Origin of the sequence: Paenibacillus agri, assembly GCF_013359945.1 — a bacterium.
GTDB classification, from domain to species: domain Bacteria; phylum Bacillota; class Bacilli; order Paenibacillales; family Paenibacillaceae; genus Paenibacillus_AQ; species Paenibacillus_AQ agri.
The window spans coordinates 25,502-42,732 of record NZ_JABWCS010000215.1 but is presented as its reverse complement, the minus strand read 5'-3'; the positions used below and the strand labels follow the sequence as shown (position 1 = coordinate 42,732).

The following is a 17,231-nucleotide window of genomic DNA, read 5'->3' as shown; positions in this document are numbered from 1 at the left end:
AAACTAGGTAAACCAAGGAATCACTGCCAAGAGCCCTCCCATGATTCCCCTTCATCTATTTTCTAAGTATAATCTTTTTTGCAGTAACGCAATGATTTCTTCAAGAAGCAGTGAATAATCCCCCATATTTGTGATGATTATGACATATTGGTTATGCTCTTCTGCTCGCCGGAATCCGCGCTTATACCATACTGCTTCAAGAGTATCTCTTGTCAAGCCTAGATAATATGTTACAATACTTTTTATAGTTAAACATTTACTTAGTAGTCAAAGTAAACAGCACGTGAAGTGTAATTCTAACGAGACAGGTGAAAAGAATGAATCCACAATCGGAATATGCAATTCTGCTTTATTATAAATTTGTAAAAGTACCGGATGCAGAACAATTCGCCCAGGAGCATCTGGCTTATTGCAAAGAGCTGGACGTAAAAGGACGGATTCTCATCTCCGAAGAGGGCATTAACGGAACACTATCCGGTACGATCGCCCAAACCGAGCAATACATGAAGGATTTGCGCGCGAACCCGCTGTTTAGCGATATCGTCTTCAAGATCGATGAGGCTGATGGCCATGCCTTCAAGAAGATCTTTGTACGTTATAAAAAAGAACTCGTGACCTTCCGTGTCGAGGAAGAACTGGACCCTAATGTGATCACGGGAGAGCACCTCGCGCCGAAGGACTTCCACGAAATGTTACAGCGCGACGATGTTATCGTTCTGGACGGTCGTACCGGTTACGAATATGACCTTGGTCATTTCCGCGGCGCGATCCGGCCAGAGGTAGACAGCTTCAAGGAATTCCCGGACTGGATCCGCGAGAATATGAGCGATCTTAAAGATAAACCAATCTTGACCTACTGTACAGGTGGTATCCGCTGCGAGAAATTAAGCGGGTTTATGATGAATGAGGGCTTCCAGCAGGTGTACCAACTGGACGGCGGTATCGTATCCTATGGTAAAGACGCTGAGGTACAAGGCCGACTGTTCGATGGAAAATGCTATGTGTTCGATGAGCGTATCTCCGTGCAGATCAATCATACCGATGAGGATATCGTTGTCGGACGCTGCCATCACTGCGGTCAGCCGGCTGACCGATTCATCAACTGTGCCAACGATGCTTGCCATCTGCAGCATATTTGCTGTGAGGACTGTGAAGCGGAGCACAGTGGTCATTGCTCGGACGAATGCGCCGCTGTTACGAGTGCAGCACGCTAAATAAAGGTATAGACAAGGGCGGTGAGCTGACCGTGCAACCCAAAGAGGATTTGTCCACCCGCGAGACGATATTACATCTATTTAAAACCAATGATGAGCTGACAGCCAAAGAGCTGACAGATCGGCTCAATATTACTTCCATGGCGGTGCGCCGCCATATTGATGCCCTGGAGCGCGACGGATTTATTGAAGCGCGGACCATCCGGCAGCCTATGGGCAGACCAACAGCGACCTATCATTTGACAGAGCGTTCTAATGTGCTTTTTCCCAATAAATATCACACCGTGGCCCTGGATCTGCTCGATGAATTGGTGCAGGAGACCGGTGAGGATATGGTGGAACGGTTGTTTGAACGGCGGAAAGAAAAATTGTTCAAGCGTTATTCTTCTGTTATGGAGAACAAGAGCTTCCACGAGAAAGTCTCATTGCTGGCCGAACTACAGAATGACAATGGCTATATGGTGGAATGGAAGCAGATTGGTCAGGACGATTACGAACTGGTGGAATACAATTGTCCGATCTCCCAGATTGCCAATCAGTACAACCACGCCTGTCAGTGCGAGCTTCAGTTATTCGAGTCGCTGCTTGAGGCAGAGATTTCCCGGCCGGACTGCCTGGCACAAGGCGGACGCAAATGTCTCTACAAGATTCAAAAACGGGCACAAGAATCATAAGTAAATAAAAGGTGGCGCACAGGATATTCACTGTGCGCCACCTTTTTTTATGGACGAAGCGCTTATGAGCTCATCCGATTTATCCTGGCTACGCCGGAAGTCTGCGTCCTCATTAAATTACGTCCAAATTGCCTATTTCCCTACCGCACCTCACGACATATTTTATAGTACATTAGAGAAAGCGGGTGAACGAGAATGCCCACGAATAGTAACGGGAATAGCTCCAAAAATTCCGGGGGTGACGGTGTAGAGGCGAATGAGCTGAGCGCTGAAGATTATGCCATCATTGGAGCCGGACTTACTGCCTTGGGCGACTTCTTCGCCTTTTTGTCGCTTGTCAAAGCCAGGGAGATTACTAAGGAGACCGGAGGACAAAGCGATGTTCTCCCGCTGGCTATTATTAGATCTTATAAGAAGGCAGTAGCTAAACAAAAAGGCCGGCCGCGGAGAAGGAGATAAAATGACTCCATCTGCTTTTAGCTGGAATGCATTATGCCCATGGTGGAGTGACCATGGATTAAGCCACCTCCTTGTTCAAGAGTAAGCAACATTACATGTCCTTCTTCAGATATTTAGTATATGCCTCCGCCTTATATATGGGGAGATTCAAATTCCCATTTTAAATAAATCGCAATTACGTTCATCATGGACCATCCCCGGCCCGCTTCAGCCCAGCATGGTCTGGCTGTTATCACCTGTTGGGTGTGGGGACAGTAGCGTTATTTAGGTAATAAAATTTAAGCATTTATGTGTGTACAAGCTGTGAGGGAATATTAATACAAACATTACTTGGGCTATAAATATTATTAAGTGATTGCTGGGAATTCACCGTTCCACCGTGTATGAGACTAACTTCATTTATTAACAATTAGCAAATAGATTACGATAAACATCAGAATACAAAACATGAACATAAAAGAGCTTACTTTTATTACCTGTTTAAGTTTTACTAATTCTGCTTTTCCTTCGATCAATCGCAAGGAGGCAAGGGATAGTAATGGTATACTCGTTAAACCTACAAAGATAGGTATTATATGTATTACACTTGATGAATCAATGTAGTTGTGTTTTTCCAGGATAGTATTAAATCCCGCACCAATCATCGCAATTCCCAGCACTACCAAAGCAATACTCGCTATTTTATTTAACCTACTTGCATAATACGATAAGACTAATAAACAAATTCCACAACCAAAAGTGAATACTAGCTCACCCGTGTATGAAAAAGAATTATAAAAAGTTAGCAACTGAACACCTCAATTATTTATCTATTTTATATGAATTTATCACAGAACCATCTTATCTACATTTTATAAACTGATATTTATATTATCCCCCCATGCTTTACCCCTACCATTTCTGTTTATAAATATAGAATCGGGTCAAGTATAGGAATAGAAAGTAATCGGGGGGTGCTGCCATGCAGCAAAGCAAGTATTTTCGGACAAGCATGGCTATTATTGCTTTTTTGCTAATCTTGTATTTGGGCTCAAAGGTCTTTTTCCTGTTCACACCGCTGATCTCCATTCTTAAACTTCTACTGGTGCCTATGATGCTGTCCGGCTTCATGTTTTATTTGCTCCGGCCGCTGGTGAATTTCCTGGAGAAAAGAAAACTGAACCGTATGCTCTCCATCCTGCTGATTTATCTTGTCTTTATTGGCTTGTTCGTACTATTCTCGGTGCTCGTCTGGCCGACATTGCAGGAGCAGATTCAGACCTTCATCGACAACACACCACAGCTTGTGGATGGTCTGCAAGAGCAGTTCCAAGATTTGCAGCAGAATCCAGTGTGGTCCCGCTTTTTCACAGGAGATTCGGACTTGGCAACACGTCTGTCCTCTTATCTGAATGATGCGATCAACTGGGTATCGAATTCTGTCAGTAATCTCATCGGGGTCATCTCCAATATTGTCGTTATCATCGCCACGCTACCCATCATTCTCTACTATATGCTCAAGGACGGACACAAGCTGGCGCCGATTCTATTACGTCTAGTTCCCCGAAGATTTCGCAAGTCCGGTCAAGAAATGCTGCGCGAGATCGACGGTGCCCTCAGCAACTTTATCGTGACTCGCGTCCTGCTGAATGTCGTTTTGGGGGTAATGCTGTACATAGGATTTCTGATTATCGGCCTGCCTTACTCACTGCTGCTGGCTGTTATAGCGATTCCGCTCAATTTCATCCCCTATGTCGGGTCTCTGCTCTCGGCTGTGCCGGTCATCATCGTCGGTTTTATCGAATCGCCTACGATGGCGATCTGGGCAACGGTTGTGATCGTAATCGCCCAGCAGATTCAGGATAACCTGCTCTCGCCAATTGTGTATGGGAAGTCATTGGATGTACATCCGTTAACCACGGTGCTGCTGGTGCTGATCGGCGGGGATTTTTACGGGATCATTGGTGTGCTGATTGCGCTCCCGGTATATATGATTCTCAAGATTATAGTACGGCGGCTATATGGAATTATTATTGCTGAACGAACCGGCGACACTAACTCGGCCCAGGAACCACTGATCAAAGAAGAGCAGATGTAAGAGTCTGTCCATTAAAAAATCGCTCCCGGCTGGATTGAAGGAACACCTGTCCTCTTCATCCGCTAGGAGCGATTCTATCGTTATATTTTGAGCCTGAGGTTAATTTCCCCTCAGCCCCGCAAGGAGCGCACTACAAAGATGTGATTACCCTTCATTAGATTTTGACCATCCTCCAGCATCACGGAGCCTTTCGTATGTGACACAATGGTGGTATTGAGGGCAATCAGCTTATCGCCCTTCCAGACGGTCACCGCCGACTTGAAATAGACCGCATTATCGAACTGCTGTCGTTCCCGCATGACATACCCTACGGCATGAAGGACAGGGGGCAGTGCTCTCTCCTTGGGCGCCAAGGCTTTGATATATACAATATCCTGAAAAGGCACCGCAATCTCCTGATGGCCGATTACCGCAATTCGCAGGGAAGGGTCCCATTTGCGGAGAATGCCCTTCATGATCGTGTACGGCTTCTCGCCGCAATACATTATGACCGGTCTGCCCACCCAATGGCGCATGGCTCCACCCCCTTCACTGTGTCCGAATCCCTACAAATTCGGTATGGTCCAATCAATCCCCTGCAATCCGTGGGATTCCAGGAACCGGTTCGCCTGCGTGAACGGGCGGCTGCCCAAGAACCCGCGATGCGCCGACAGCGGACTCGGATGCGGTGACTGGATAACCAGATGCCGGTTCTTATCGATAAAGGCCCCCTTCTTCTGAGCATGACTTCCCCACAGAATAAAGACCATCGGTACGGTTCTCTCATTCAGTTTCTCCATGATTGCATCCGTGAAACGCTCCCAGCCCAGACCTTTATGCGAATTAGGTTGACTCTCACGGACAGTCAGCACCGCATTCAGCATCAGAACACCTTCCTCCGCCCAGTGCTTCAGGTAGCCATGGGCCGGAATTGTCATCCCGATATCCTCATGCAGCTCCGCATAGATATTACGCAGCGATGGCGGAATCCGAACGCCTGGCATCACCGAGAAGCTAAGCCCATGGGCTTGTCCCTCTCCATGATAAGGATCCTGTCCAAGAATGACGACTCTTGTTCCTTCATAAGGTGTCAGCTTCAAAGCTGAGAATAGCTGATCCTTAGGCGGATAAACAGTGTGGGTCTTATACTCCCGCGCCAATGCATAGCGCAGCTCATCGAAATACGGTTTTTCTACTTCCTCTTGTAATACTTTATCCCAATCGTTGCCGAACATGAGTTGTTCCTCCTGCTACCCTGTTTGATACATGGTTTACTTCTGTATTAACCCTATTATAAGTCCGCGAACGTACTGACGATAGAAGAATCGTCATTTACGGCAAACGTCCCTTGCTACTTCCGGCCGTAATCCGCCTTAATCTCGCCCCATTCACGGGTCTGCCACTTCAGCAGCTTGTTGTCATAGGTGTTACTCTGCAGCCATTGCACCGCCCGATCGATCAGCTGCCAGATTTCTTCCGTTGAAGCATCGCGCGGCAGGGTTGTCGCTACCTTCTTCTGCTTCACCCATTTGATGGCATTAACAGAATCACTATAAACTGTTCGATTGCTACCTTCCTTCTTTAAGTAGGCAAGGGCATGCACTATCGCCAAAAATTCACCTAGATTGTTCGTTCCTTTTCGGATCGGACCACAGGAGAAGATAACATCACCAGTCTGGGTATCCACGCCCTTATATTCTACCGGACCAGGATTGCCTCTGGTACCGACATCCACCGAAATACTATCGTAGTCGATCTCCTCCGAAGTCTCCACAGCGGCGCTGCGTCGAAATGAACTACCTGCTTTAGGCTTTGCTCCGCCTGCTGTAGCGCCTGTACCCCAATTGCCTTTCCAGCCCGCCTTATAGGCTGCGTCTGCAGCCGCTCTGGATTCATAGGATTTATATTTCGCTCCTGTATAATGATCTGTTTGGGCCTGACATTCCGCCCAGGTACCATAGACTCCAGGCTGCTTGCCTTCCCATACTACATAAAATTTCTGCTTAGCCACTTTGATGAATCTCCTTTCAACGCAAAGAAGTTGCTCAAAGCTTTATTGTAATTCATTCGCTTCCTTAGTTGAAGCTATTTATCTGAATCCAAAGCAGCCAATGTAAGATCCACGATTTGCTCCAGTCTGGAGGGGTCCTGCCCCGTTTTGACCATCACTCGCAGTCCTACCAGCGCGTTATGCAGATAAGCTGCCAGGGCTGGGGCCTCCTGCTTCCGGGAGATTTCCCCGCTGGCCTGCCCGCTTAACACCAGCTTTTCTAATTGTCGTTCACTAGACAGAAAGCTATCCTGTACAAGAGAATCGACCTCGGGATCATGCAGCGACAGCTCCACCGCCGTATTAACCATCAAGCAGCCTCTGGGCCTCTCTGTGTCGTTCCGAAGCACCATCTCAAACAAACTGCGGATCGCCTTCTTCACTGTAGGCTGTGCCTCAGCCTGCTCCTTCATCCGCTCGGCGGCGCTTCTTCCATACCGTTCAACGGCCTTCATATATAACGAGTGCTTATCTCCGAAAGTATCATACATACTTCTCTTATGAATCCCCATCTCAGTCACTAAGTCCTGCATGGAGGTCTTCTCATAACCTTGCAGCCAGAAGAGGTTCATCGCTTTTTCAAGAACATCGTCAATCTCAAATTCTTTACTCCGAGCCATAATCATGCTCCTTTCTAAAACTATTTTAGCATTTGTAGAACGAACGGTAAATATTCATTACTTTCTAAGTACTCACAGTAGATGGGTGTTGTGTTATAAACTACTATCTCAATTCATCCACATTATGGTACATTATAAATTAAAAACCATTCAAATCAGGAGATGTACATGCTAAATTATACAAACACAACGGCTGAGATAGCCAGCAGTGGGACTGACACCGTAATTATACCCATAGGTGCTACCGAACAGTTTGGTCCTTTTCTTCCAATGCATTTGGATACGCTTATAGCAGATCTATATGCCGAGGCTTACGGTAAAGCATTGAATGCATACGTGTTACCTACACTGCCCTTCAACACATCAGAAGAACACGCCAACTATAAAGGGACCGTGACTGTCAGCCCCAATATTTTAACGGCAATGATAGAAGAAATAATAGTCAATTTGGCAAGACAAAATTTCAATAAGTTTGTAGTTTGTACCGGGCATGGGGGTGCCTACTGGGAAGCGGCTTTTATTAAACATATTAATTATAAATACCCTCATATTCTTGTAATTGCCCCAAATCACAATACTCATAACGCTTGGGAAGAAGCTATACATACGGCCGGATTTCAAGATTTAAATGAGATGCATGGTGGCCTACTGTCTGTATGCACGGCGATGTGGCTCTGTCCTGAGCTTGTTAAGAAAAGTTCTATGGGCTCGGATGTTCCTCAGAACAATCGTATTTATGCTGATTACATGGGTTGGGATAAACTTACGGAAGATGGCTGTTGGGGCAAATTTGAAGAAGGAAGCTACACGGATGAGGAATTGAGCCAGCGGGGTCAGACATTCTGGGAAACGTTTATTCAGAAGAGATCCGAAGGGCTAAAACAAGTTCTTGACGAGGCTTACCATAGAAAAATGTCTCCTTCATAACAAAAAGAGGGGTGCTTCACCCCTCTTTACTATTTTAGATGAACAGCTTATTTCCCAGCCTTTACAGCCAATTTAGTCAGCTTGCCATCCGCTGAAGAGACATATACAGCATTGTCTCCGTAGGTAGTCATCAGCGGATTATGACTGCCGCTGTTGAAGGAGAGAATCACATCCAGCGACGTAGGATTCAACAGGTACGTATTATCTTTCAGGTTCAGGCTTAGCTTCCCGTCACCCGTTTGGGCAATTACGGTATATTTGCTTTCTTCCTCTTCAAAAGTACGAGTCGCTGTATTTTTCTCCAAATCATACAGGGTCATCGTCCCGTTGGCAAACACGACATAACCGTTACCTGTCGATTGGGTAAGTGCACTGCCCGGAATACTACGCTCCCACAGCACGCTACCCTGCGAGTTAAACGCCTGAAGCTTATTCCCCGTTCCATTGACGTTAGTCCGGAGGACCACCGTACCGTCCTTCAATACCATCTGTCCAGGACTGCCGTCTCCGTATATGCTGGAACCAGCCGGTACCTGATAGCTGTACAGCGACTTGAAAGACAAATCATAGACTTCCAGGCGCGGGTTCAGCTTGTCCAGCCAAATACCAGCACTATTCTTGACTAGTGGACTGGTGGACAGGATAATCCGGTCTTCCTGGGCGGTAAGCAAAGTCCCTGGTAGCTGTTGACGTTTGGACACTTTGCCACTGCCGTCGAATTGGGTGAGCGTGGTCTTGACGATCCCCTTGCTGTCCGGCGCACCAGGAGATGCTGCCAGAATAGAGCCGTCCTTCAGCAGAGAGATAGAAGATGGTCCGGTCAGAGATTGAACCCAGTTCAGCTTCCCAGAGCTGTTCACCGAGTACAACCGATAGGTCTTGTCCGAAAAAGCCTGATAGACATAGGCAGTGCCGTTGCTGTTAAAGACCGAGCTGCCGGCAGTTGTGTAAGGTCCTTTGGAATCATGAAATACATATTCCCAATTCTGCTTGCCGGTATCGGCATCCAGTGCTTTTAACGTATCGACGTACCACAGTTGCTTCGTCTTGCTGGTGGTATTCGGCACATTCTGTCCCATATGTACGTATACCTGCTTCTTCGCAGGAACAGCCTTAACGTCATAAATAACGGATTCTGCATCTTTCGGGACCAGAACCGAGGATGTGAACAGAGACGCTGAAGTCCAGCTTGGCTTCAGTCCGGCTTGAAGCGGCGCGCCGAAGGCTTGCGCGGTCAGGGTCAGGCTGAGTGCGCTGGTCAACAGCACCGCGGCCCATTTACTGTATTGAGTTGTTTTCTTCACTGCAATTCCACCTTTGTTCATTTATACTAAGTTACTATCTAACCATTGTATAATAGGAAGAGTGTGGAAAAGGTCACAAAAGTGTATTCTTTTTCAGCAATAAAATGTAACCCAATTGAAAGAAACCCCTCCAAAAGGGAATCCCCCTTACTGGAAAGGCTTCTTTGTCGTACCGTTATCGATGATGTTCAGATGCTACTGGACAGCCGGATTATACTCGTCATAGGAGACCGAGACATGCTGCCAGCATAGCGGAAGGCCTGCAATAATCGCTTTGCGCTTGGCTTTCAGAATGATCTGTTCGATATCGGCAAAGCTACAACCCGTCAACCGCTGACAAGCAAGCTCAGCCAATCCTTCCTCTTGTCCGAATTCGCCGATCAACAGCTTGATATATTGCTCTCTGCTCTCGTTATCGGGGAGAGAATAAGTCATTTTGGTGTCAAAGCGCCGCCAAATGGCGCGGTCCAAATCTTTTTCCAGATTGGTGGCTGCTACAAAGATACTATTATCTCCAAAGTCATCCAGACATTGCAGCAGCGTATTGACTGCCCGCGCCATCTCCTTGACTTCATCGCCGCTCTCCCGGGTCCGGGCAATCGCATCAAATTCATCAAGGAAGAGGACACAGGGCGACTGCTTGGCATACTCGAAAATTTTGCGGATATTGCTTCCGGTCTCGCCCAAGTGGCTATGAATAAGCGCATCGAGCCGGACCAGAATGAGCGGAAGCTCCAACATTTTCGCGAGATGAAAGGCGGTCAGCGTCTTCCCGGTACCTGGGGGACCGTACATCACAATCTTGTTCGGAATAGGAACACCATGTTCCTCGAAGGTCTCACGCATGCCGAGAATCGTAATAAACTCTTCAACGATCTTCTGGTTCACCGTAGGCAAGACGAGGTGGCGGACTTTTCTGGCACATTCCTTGGGCATATAGCAGGTGGCCATGTCTATTCCTTTGGCCCTCGGAAGCCGTCCGGCAGAACTGCTTTTGTTCATTATATAAGAATACTCCTTTAGCTGATAAATTCATTAAGCCTATTGCCAGCCGAATTATTTCTCTGCGCACACCATGAAAACCGGGGTGGAACGGGTCAGGAGCTGCTCCCTCTCATCCATCACAAGGGACGACAGATTCTCCTTGCTGTACACCTTGGCGAAGCCTTCCTTCTCCAGCGTCCGGACATCCCATGCCGGCCGCCATTCCCGGGTCAGCGGCAGAAGTCTGCTAAGTCTATCGGACTCCTCCCAGTCTATGTGACGCGGCGGACTGCCCCAGCCTTTCGCTTCATAGTCGCGGTAATCGACTTCACGCTTCTCCTTCATCTCGTCATCTACTAGATGCCGGTTCCAGTTGGCGTCGAAGACCAGGAGCCGCCCACCCGGCTTCAGCACCCTTTTCCATTCCTTATACGCCGCCTCGGGATCAGCCAGGCTCCAGGTCACGTTCCGGCATACCAGAAGATCGAAGCTATCGTCACCAAAATCCAGTACATGCGAATCCATCTTCCGGAATGTAACCGTAACACCTTCCCGCTCGGAATGACTGCGTGCTTGCTCCAGCATATTGTCTGTACAGTCAATCCCGGTAACGAGATGACCCGCGCTCGACAGGATCACGGAGAAGAATCCGGGACCACAGCCGATATCCAGCACTTTCAGGGTTTCTTTCTGCGGGGCATGCTCTAGAATAAGGTCCAGCCAGGCCTGTCTCTGAAAACCATTTAATTCCTGGCGAATGCCTTCACTGTATAGCTCGGCCTCGCCCTCCCAATAGGTCTTTACTTCTTGCTGTATACTCATGGATTTCTACTCCTTTGTGGCGGTTATCATGAAACGTTGTACGTTCTGAACTCCATATTTCAAATGATGGAGAGGTTGCCGACGGGCCGGAATGAAGTCGCGGCGAATGCGGATACTCTTGAATCCAGCAAGTTGGAGAGCCGTTTCATCCGCTTCTGGCCGGAGGACTTTGACGAACGGCAGCCCTCCGAGCAATGCTGTATCACGACTGCTGCGACGCCGGACTCTTTTTTCCGTGAGTAAAATCAACGTCCAGGATAAGGCATACCACAGCTTATGGAACAGAGAACGCTTCTCCTGATACAAATAATTCCCGTCAAAAACAATCAGCACTCCGCCCGGCTTCAGAACCCGGTGCCATTCCGCATACGCCTTCTGCGGCTCCGGCAGAGTCCACACCACATCCCGGCAGACCACCGCGTCAAAACTGTTGTCGGCAATTCGCTCCAGATTAGCTGCATCCCCAACAAATGCAGGCACCTTGTAGCCAAAGCAGTCAAAATTAGCCGATGCCCGTTCAATCATCCCTGGCGAAGCATCCACTGCCGTCGGCTGGTGCCCCATCTGCGACAGCAGCAGGGAGAAGAAACCGGGGCCTGTACCCACATCGAGCACCCTCTGTTCCTGTCTGCCTTGTAACCCTTCTTCCAGCAGCTCTTTCCAAATGGACACTGCTTTAGCACTGCGGAACTGGGCACGGATGACCTTGTCATAGCCCTCAGAGCTGACGGTCCAATACTTGGAAATCTCTTTAAGCATTTATTATTCACCCACATCCAGCTGATTCCAGAAGACCGGAGTAAAGGTGGTGTAGCCCAGCTTGAAGTTCTTCACTCTGTTATTGACGACAAAGATATCATCCGGGAAATACACCGCGGCGAACATTGCTTCCTGATACAGCTTTTTGAAAATGTCATCGTAAGCGGACTGCCGCTTCTTCAGATCAGTCGTACCTACAGCTTTGTCAATCAGCGCTTCCAGCTTGGCATCGGACCAGACAACAGCAGGAGCATCCCCTGTCTTATGGAATAGCGACAAGAGGAAGGCATGCGGATTGTACGCATCGTCATAGGTACGATAGATGATCAGGTCATAATCTTTCGTTTTCCACAGCGCATCGTAGTAGGCATTCGGCTCCAGCACCTGAAGCTTCACGTCAATGCCGATGTCCTTAAGCTCCGACTGAATCAGCTCCCCGATGGATTTCCATTCCGGAAATTCGGACTCCTGCAGCACAAAATTCAGTGTCAGCGGAACTCCCGCCTTGTCCACGATTCCATCACCGTCAGTGTCGCTATACCCTGCTTTAGCTAACAGCGCCTTGGCCTGCTCCGGCTCGAAGCCATACCAGGTACTATTTGCTTCAGTCACATAAGGAACGGTCTGCGGAAATAATCCCTTAGCTTCCTTGCCTATTCCACCCATTAGATCCTGAACGATGCTCTTCTTGTTGATCGCCAAATTGATCGCTTGACGCACTTTCACATCCTGAAGGACAGGGTTGTTGCCGTTGAAGGCAAGGAAATGGGAATTCGTGCCCGGCGCCTCTTGTACGCTCAATGTAGAATCTTTTTGCAGGACGGGCAGACTCTCCACCGGGATTTTGCCCAACTGGCCTCCAGCAAGATCAACGCTACCGTTCTGCAGCGCAAGCACTCTGGACTGTGGATCAGGAATCACCTTCAAAATAATCTTGGCCAGCTTCGGCTTCTCTCCCCAGTAGTAAGGGTTTCTGACGAGCACTGCCTCCTGATCGGTTTTATAGCTCTCCGCCATCCATGCCCCGGTTCCAATCGCCTTAACAAAAGTTCCATCCGGATCGCCAGCAGGCTCGACAGCAGAAGGACTGATGATCCGGACCGGTCTTGCGAAAGACAACTCCGTCAGAAACGGATAGTAAGCTTTATTGAATGTCATTCTGATCGTCAGATCATCCACAGCTTCAAGTGACTGCATCGCCGTTGCGATATTCAGGGAATTAGCAGGGTCTTTAATCCAGCGCTCAAAAGAGAACTTGACCGCCGCTGCATTCAGATCCGTACCGTCGGAGAACTTGACGCCCTTACGCAAATGGAAGGTATAGACCTTGCCATCCTCCGAGATCTCCCACGACTCCGCCAGTGCCGGCAAAATCTCGCCTTTCTCTCCGTATTCCACCAGCCCATCGTAAATCATGGCATGTACATTCATTGAGCCTTTATAGGCACCAGCATCCAATTGATCAATACCGGCATCTGCCGCTATTGCCACAGTAATTGACTTGTTGTCATCAGCGGATTGACTGACAGGTTCTGTCACTGCATTCGCCGCAGTTCCATTGGCAGCTTTGCTGCTATCCTTACTGGTACCGCTTTGGCTGCTGCATCCGGCAATGACCAGAACTGCCGTCGTCACCATAGCCAGAAATACTGTACTCCATCGTACACCTTTTTTCTTCTCCATCTTGCTCATATTGATTTGCTCCTCTTCTCTATTCAAAATAAAGCTACTTGTCTTAACCTGGGGTCCTGGATCGGTACCGACTCCAGCAAAGAGCGTGTATAAGGGTGAACAGCATTCTGTAAGATGCATTCACTACGCTGCCATTCAACAATCTGCCCCTGGTGCATTACCGCCACATGGTCACAGAAGCGGTCGACCAGTGATAAGTCGTGTGTAATGAAGACATAGGATAGGCCCAGCTGTGATTTCAGATCCAGCAACAGATTCAGCATTTGTCTCCGCAAGGTCGCATCCAGACTGGAAAAGGGTTCATCACAGATCAGCAGCTCCGGCCCAAGCACGATGGCTCTGGCAATTCCAACCCGCTGCTGCTGGCCGCCGCTCAGTTCATGCGGATGTCTCCTCATATACTGGCTGGATAGGCCGACCCGCTCCAGACTCTCCAGCACCTTCTCCCTCCGTGCTTCAGCAGTTCCCACTCTATAATTTCTCAGCGGTTCGCCGATAATCTGTTCGACGGTAAATAGCGGGTTGAAGGCCGACAGACTATTCTGGAAAATCATCTGCATTCTGTGCCGGACACTCCGCATCTGCTTTAGGTTGAGGTCCGTGATATCCTGCCCCCGGTACAGCACCTTCCCTGAGGTGGGCTTGTCCAGACCGAGTAGCAGACGGCCAAGCGTGCTTTTGCCAGAGCCGCTCTCTCCAACCAACCCGAGGGTCTCACCTTGTTCCAGACTTAATGACACATTATGTACAGCCTGCATCGCCCCGGCCTGCGTAGTGAACCAGCTCCGCTCTTTGCCGTAGGTTTTGCTAAGACTTACAGCCTCCAGCAGTTTCATTGCTCATTGTCCTCCCCTGTCCAGCAGTCAAGTTCGAGTTCCAATTCGTAGAACGAAATATAATGTATAAATGCGATGACCTTCCAAAAACCAAATTATATTAATTGTTATCTGCTGTTTATAAGTTCTCGGGTATAGGGATGCCGGGGATTCTCGAAAATATCGAATACATTCCCGTACTCCACAATCTGCCCCGATTTCATCACATAGACTTCATCTGCCAATTCGGCGACAACGCCCCAATCATGGGTAATCAAGAGAATTCCAATATCCTCCTCCACCCTGATCCGGTCCAGCTCCTTCAAAATTCCGGCCTGCACTCTTACATCAAGCGCCGTCGTTGGCTCGTCGGCAATAAGCAGGCGAGGCCGGGAGACTAACGCCAGCGCGATCATCACCCGCTGGCACATTCCACCGCTGATCTGGAACGCATACTGCGTCATCAGCGTATCCGGGTCTCGCAGGCCGACCCGGGTCAGCTGAGCCCGGGCCAGCTCCTTCGCCTCGGCCCGGGACACCCGTTGGTGCAGTCTGATCGTCTCGATCATCTGTGCACCAATGGTCAGCACCGGGTTCAGGGCGTTCATGGGGTCCTGGAAGATGACCCCCATCTGACTTCCCCGGAGCGCCCGAAGCCTGCGCGGCGTACATTCCCGGAGATTGACGCCGCCGAGCCAAATCTCGCCCTGCTCTACCACGCCGGGCGGGTCGACCAGACCGAGAACCGACATGGCCGTGACGCTTTTGCCGCTGCCGCTTTCCCCAACCAGGGCAACAATCTGCCCTGGCTTCACCTCCAGGCTAACGCTATCAACCGCAGTAATGACCTTGCCCGGTGTATGGAACCGGGTAGTTAACTGCGCAACCCGCAGTATAGCGGACGTCTCTATCGTCAAATGTCATCCTCCTCTCCCCGAACTCATTCATGCATTCGGCCATCTGCTCTGCGCAGCCCCTCGCCCAGCAGATTAAAGCCCACAACGACAAGCAAAATTACGAGGCCGGGAAAGAGCATCAGGCGTGGTGCGGTCTGAATATAGGTTCGGCTGTCATTCAGCATCACGCCCCATTCCGGTGCCGGTGGCTGAGCGCCAAGTCCGAGAAAGGACATTCCGGCCAGTGACAGAATGATCGTTCCTACCTCCATGGAGGCCAAGACAAGAATCGGACGGGCAACGTTCGTTAAAATATGCCGCACCATAATCTGTAGATGCGATGATCCTGCTGCTTTAGCCGCCATTATGAAATCGCGCTCCTTGATCTGCAGCACCATACCACGGATAATCCGCGCATAACCTGTCCACCAGACAGCTGCAAATGCAATCAGCAGGTTCACGGGGCCTGGTCCCAGCATCCCTGTCACCGCCAGCGCAAGAATAAGGCTGGGAAAAGCCAGCAGTACATCAATGATTCGCATAATCAGCTGATCCACCTTCCCCCCGGCATAACCGGCGATCAGGCCGACAGGAATACTGATGGCGAATACGACACCCAATACTATCAGGGCACAGTATAGAGAAGTACGTGTGCCATAGATCAGACGGGACAAGACACAACGGCCCAAATGATCAGTGCCAAGCGGATACTCCCAGGAGGGCAGGCTCAGTCTGTGATCCATATGAATCTGCAGCGGATCGGATGGGGCCAGATAGGGAGCGAAGATCCCAATTACAATAAATATCAGTACGATGCTGCCTCCAGCCAAGGCTGCGCGACTTCCCTTGGGCAAGTGCAGAGTAATCATTTGCAGTTTCTCCTCTCTCCGGCTCTAGCGCAGCCTGATCCTCGGGTCCAGCAGCAGACAGCCTACATCCACAATCAGATTTACCAAAACGACGACAACCGCCATCAATAATACATAGCCTTGAATGACGATATAATCCTTGGCAAAAATCGCCTCAACAGCATATCGGCCGATGCCCGGCCAGGCGAATACAGTCTCCACAATCACCGAGCCACCCAGCAGCCCGCCAATCTGGACACCTAGCAGAGTAAGACTTGGCAACAGAGCGTTGCGGAAGGCATGTCTGCCAATCACAGACCATTCCCGCATCCCCCTACCTCTGGCCGCTTTAATGTACAATTGGCCCAACGCTTCCAGCATACTTGCGCGGATTAGCCTAATGTAGACACCCGCCATGCCGAAGCCCAGCGCCAACGAGGGCAAAACCAGACTGGAGCCCCCTTCCATTCCCATCAACGGGAAGAGTCGCAGCTTAACCGCGCCATAGTATATCAGCAGCAGGCTAAGCCAGTAGCCCGGCATGGATACACTGAGCAGCGCGAACACCCGGCCCAAGCGGTCAATCAAGCGGTCCGGGTAGAGTGCCGAGAGGATACCTAACGGCACTGCGAGCAGTAAAGCGACGATGATCCCGCAGATCGCCAACAGCGAGGTAGCGGGAAAACGGCTCAGTATCTCCGTCAGAACAGGCCGGCCACTGCTATAAGACGACCCTAGATCCAGATGCAGCACACGGCTAAGCCAATGCCCATACTGTATGTATACTGGCCCGTCGAGGCCTAGTGTATGGCGGGTAACCTCGATCGCCGCTGTCGTAGGCTTGATACCATCCGCCCGCAGTATAATCTCTGCGGGATCGCCTGGCGTCAAGTGCATCAGCGCAAAGGTAATGCAGGAGATGCCGAGCAGCACCGGAAGAATATACAGAAGCCGCTGAAACAGATAACGTATCAGTGTTGCTCACATCCCCTTGCTTTAATCGTAATGTTTACGATTATAACATAATCTTTTAAAATTAATAGTCTTAAAAATAAATGTTTTGTCGAAATATGACGCGATTATAGTGCAGACATAGCTTAAACATAGTGCA

Annotated in this window: 18 protein-coding genes; 5 read left to right on the top strand and 13 right to left on the bottom strand. The window is 49.4% G+C overall.

Features of this window, described 5'->3' with window-relative positions; genetic code table 11:
• Positions 1-317: 317 nt before the first annotated feature.
• The 4 genes from trhO (at position 318) to HPT30_RS19385 (ending at position 4,424) form a co-directional block, all read left to right on the top strand.
• Positions 318-1,214 (top strand): oxygen-dependent tRNA uridine(34) hydroxylase TrhO, encoded by an 897-nt coding sequence (trhO, locus tag HPT30_RS19400; RefSeq protein ID WP_175372982.1) that lies wholly within the window; start codon positions 318-320, stop codon positions 1,212-1,214.
• The gene (locus HPT30_RS19395; protein ID WP_246317287.1) at positions 1,172-1,888 is read left to right on the top strand and encodes a helix-turn-helix transcriptional regulator; all 717 of its coding nucleotides are present in this window, start codon (positions 1,172-1,174) and stop codon (positions 1,886-1,888) included. The genes trhO and HPT30_RS19395 overlap by 43 nt, the downstream gene beginning before the upstream one ends.
• Positions 1,889-2,083: 195 nt before the next feature.
• Positions 2,084-2,347, top strand: coding sequence for a hypothetical protein (locus HPT30_RS19390; RefSeq protein WP_175372981.1), 264 nt, complete (start codon positions 2,084-2,086; stop codon positions 2,345-2,347).
• Positions 2,348-3,308: 961 nt separating this feature from the next.
• Complete coding sequence (locus HPT30_RS19385; RefSeq protein WP_175372980.1) at positions 3,309-4,424, top strand: AI-2E family transporter; 1,116 nt, start codon at positions 3,309-3,311, stop codon at positions 4,422-4,424.
• Positions 4,425-4,534: 110 nt separating this feature from the next.
• Here HPT30_RS19385 and HPT30_RS19380 read toward each other — a convergent pair whose 3' ends face one another.
• The 4 genes from HPT30_RS19380 to HPT30_RS19365 form a co-directional block, all read right to left on the bottom strand.
• Positions 4,535-4,939, bottom strand: a complete 405-nt coding sequence (locus HPT30_RS19380; RefSeq protein ID WP_175372979.1) for a hypothetical protein — start codon at positions 4,937-4,939, stop codon at positions 4,535-4,537.
• A 30-nt stretch (positions 4,940-4,969) separates the two neighbouring features.
• A complete protein-coding gene (gene ung, locus HPT30_RS19375; RefSeq protein ID WP_175372978.1) occupies positions 4,970-5,638 on the bottom strand; it encodes a uracil-DNA glycosylase in 669 nt (222 codons plus the stop codon).
• A 116-nt stretch (positions 5,639-5,754) separates the two neighbouring features.
• A complete protein-coding gene (gene rnhA, locus HPT30_RS19370; RefSeq protein ID WP_175372977.1) occupies positions 5,755-6,414 on the bottom strand; it encodes a ribonuclease H in 660 nt (219 codons plus the stop codon).
• Between the two features lie 74 nt (positions 6,415-6,488).
• Positions 6,489-7,073 (bottom strand): TetR/AcrR family transcriptional regulator, encoded by a 585-nt coding sequence (locus HPT30_RS19365; protein ID WP_175372976.1) that lies wholly within the window; start codon positions 7,071-7,073, stop codon positions 6,489-6,491.
• Between the two features lie 168 nt (positions 7,074-7,241).
• Between HPT30_RS19365 and HPT30_RS19360 the strand changes: the two genes are divergently transcribed.
• Entirely contained in the window at positions 7,242-8,000 is a 759-nt protein-coding gene (locus HPT30_RS19360) for a creatininase family protein (RefSeq protein ID WP_175372975.1), read from the top strand.
• A gap of 47 nt (positions 8,001-8,047) precedes the next feature.
• Here the strand turns inward: HPT30_RS19360 and HPT30_RS19355 are convergent, their stop codons facing one another.
• The 9 genes from HPT30_RS19355 to nikB form a co-directional block, all read right to left on the bottom strand.
• Positions 8,048-9,304: an outer membrane protein assembly factor BamB family protein gene (locus HPT30_RS19355; protein WP_175372974.1), complete on the bottom strand. Its 1,257-nt coding sequence runs from the start codon at positions 9,302-9,304 to the stop codon at positions 8,048-8,050.
• 195 nt (positions 9,305-9,499) lie between these two features.
• Positions 9,500-10,306, bottom strand: a complete 807-nt coding sequence (locus tag HPT30_RS19350; protein ID WP_175372973.1) for an AAA family ATPase — start codon at positions 10,304-10,306, stop codon at positions 9,500-9,502.
• A 54-nt stretch (positions 10,307-10,360) separates the two neighbouring features.
• Positions 10,361-11,110, bottom strand: coding sequence for a class I SAM-dependent methyltransferase (locus HPT30_RS19345; RefSeq protein WP_175372972.1), 750 nt, complete (start codon positions 11,108-11,110; stop codon positions 10,361-10,363).
• Positions 11,111-11,116: 6 nt separating this feature from the next.
• Entirely contained in the window at positions 11,117-11,869 is a 753-nt protein-coding gene (locus HPT30_RS19340; protein ID WP_175372971.1) for a class I SAM-dependent methyltransferase, read from the bottom strand.
• A 3-nt stretch (positions 11,870-11,872) separates the two neighbouring features.
• The gene (locus HPT30_RS19335; protein WP_246317285.1) at positions 11,873-13,561 is read right to left on the bottom strand and encodes a nickel ABC transporter substrate-binding protein; all 1,689 of its coding nucleotides are present in this window, start codon (positions 13,559-13,561) and stop codon (positions 11,873-11,875) included.
• Positions 13,562-13,584: 23 nt separating this feature from the next.
• Positions 13,585-14,397, bottom strand: coding sequence for an ATP-binding cassette domain-containing protein (locus tag HPT30_RS19330; protein WP_175372970.1), 813 nt, complete (start codon positions 14,395-14,397; stop codon positions 13,585-13,587).
• A gap of 107 nt (positions 14,398-14,504) precedes the next feature.
• On the bottom strand, positions 14,505-15,293 hold the full coding sequence (locus HPT30_RS19325; protein WP_217622450.1) for an ABC transporter ATP-binding protein: 789 nt from the start codon (positions 15,291-15,293) through the stop codon (positions 14,505-14,507).
• 23 nt (positions 15,294-15,316) lie between these two features.
• Complete coding sequence (gene nikC, locus HPT30_RS19320) at positions 15,317-16,141, bottom strand: nickel transporter permease (RefSeq protein WP_175372969.1); 825 nt, start codon at positions 16,139-16,141, stop codon at positions 15,317-15,319.
• 24 nt (positions 16,142-16,165) lie between these two features.
• A complete protein-coding gene (nikB, locus tag HPT30_RS19315; protein ID WP_281364519.1) occupies positions 16,166-17,083 on the bottom strand; it encodes a nickel ABC transporter permease in 918 nt (305 codons plus the stop codon).
• Positions 17,084-17,231: the final 148 nt, after the last annotated feature.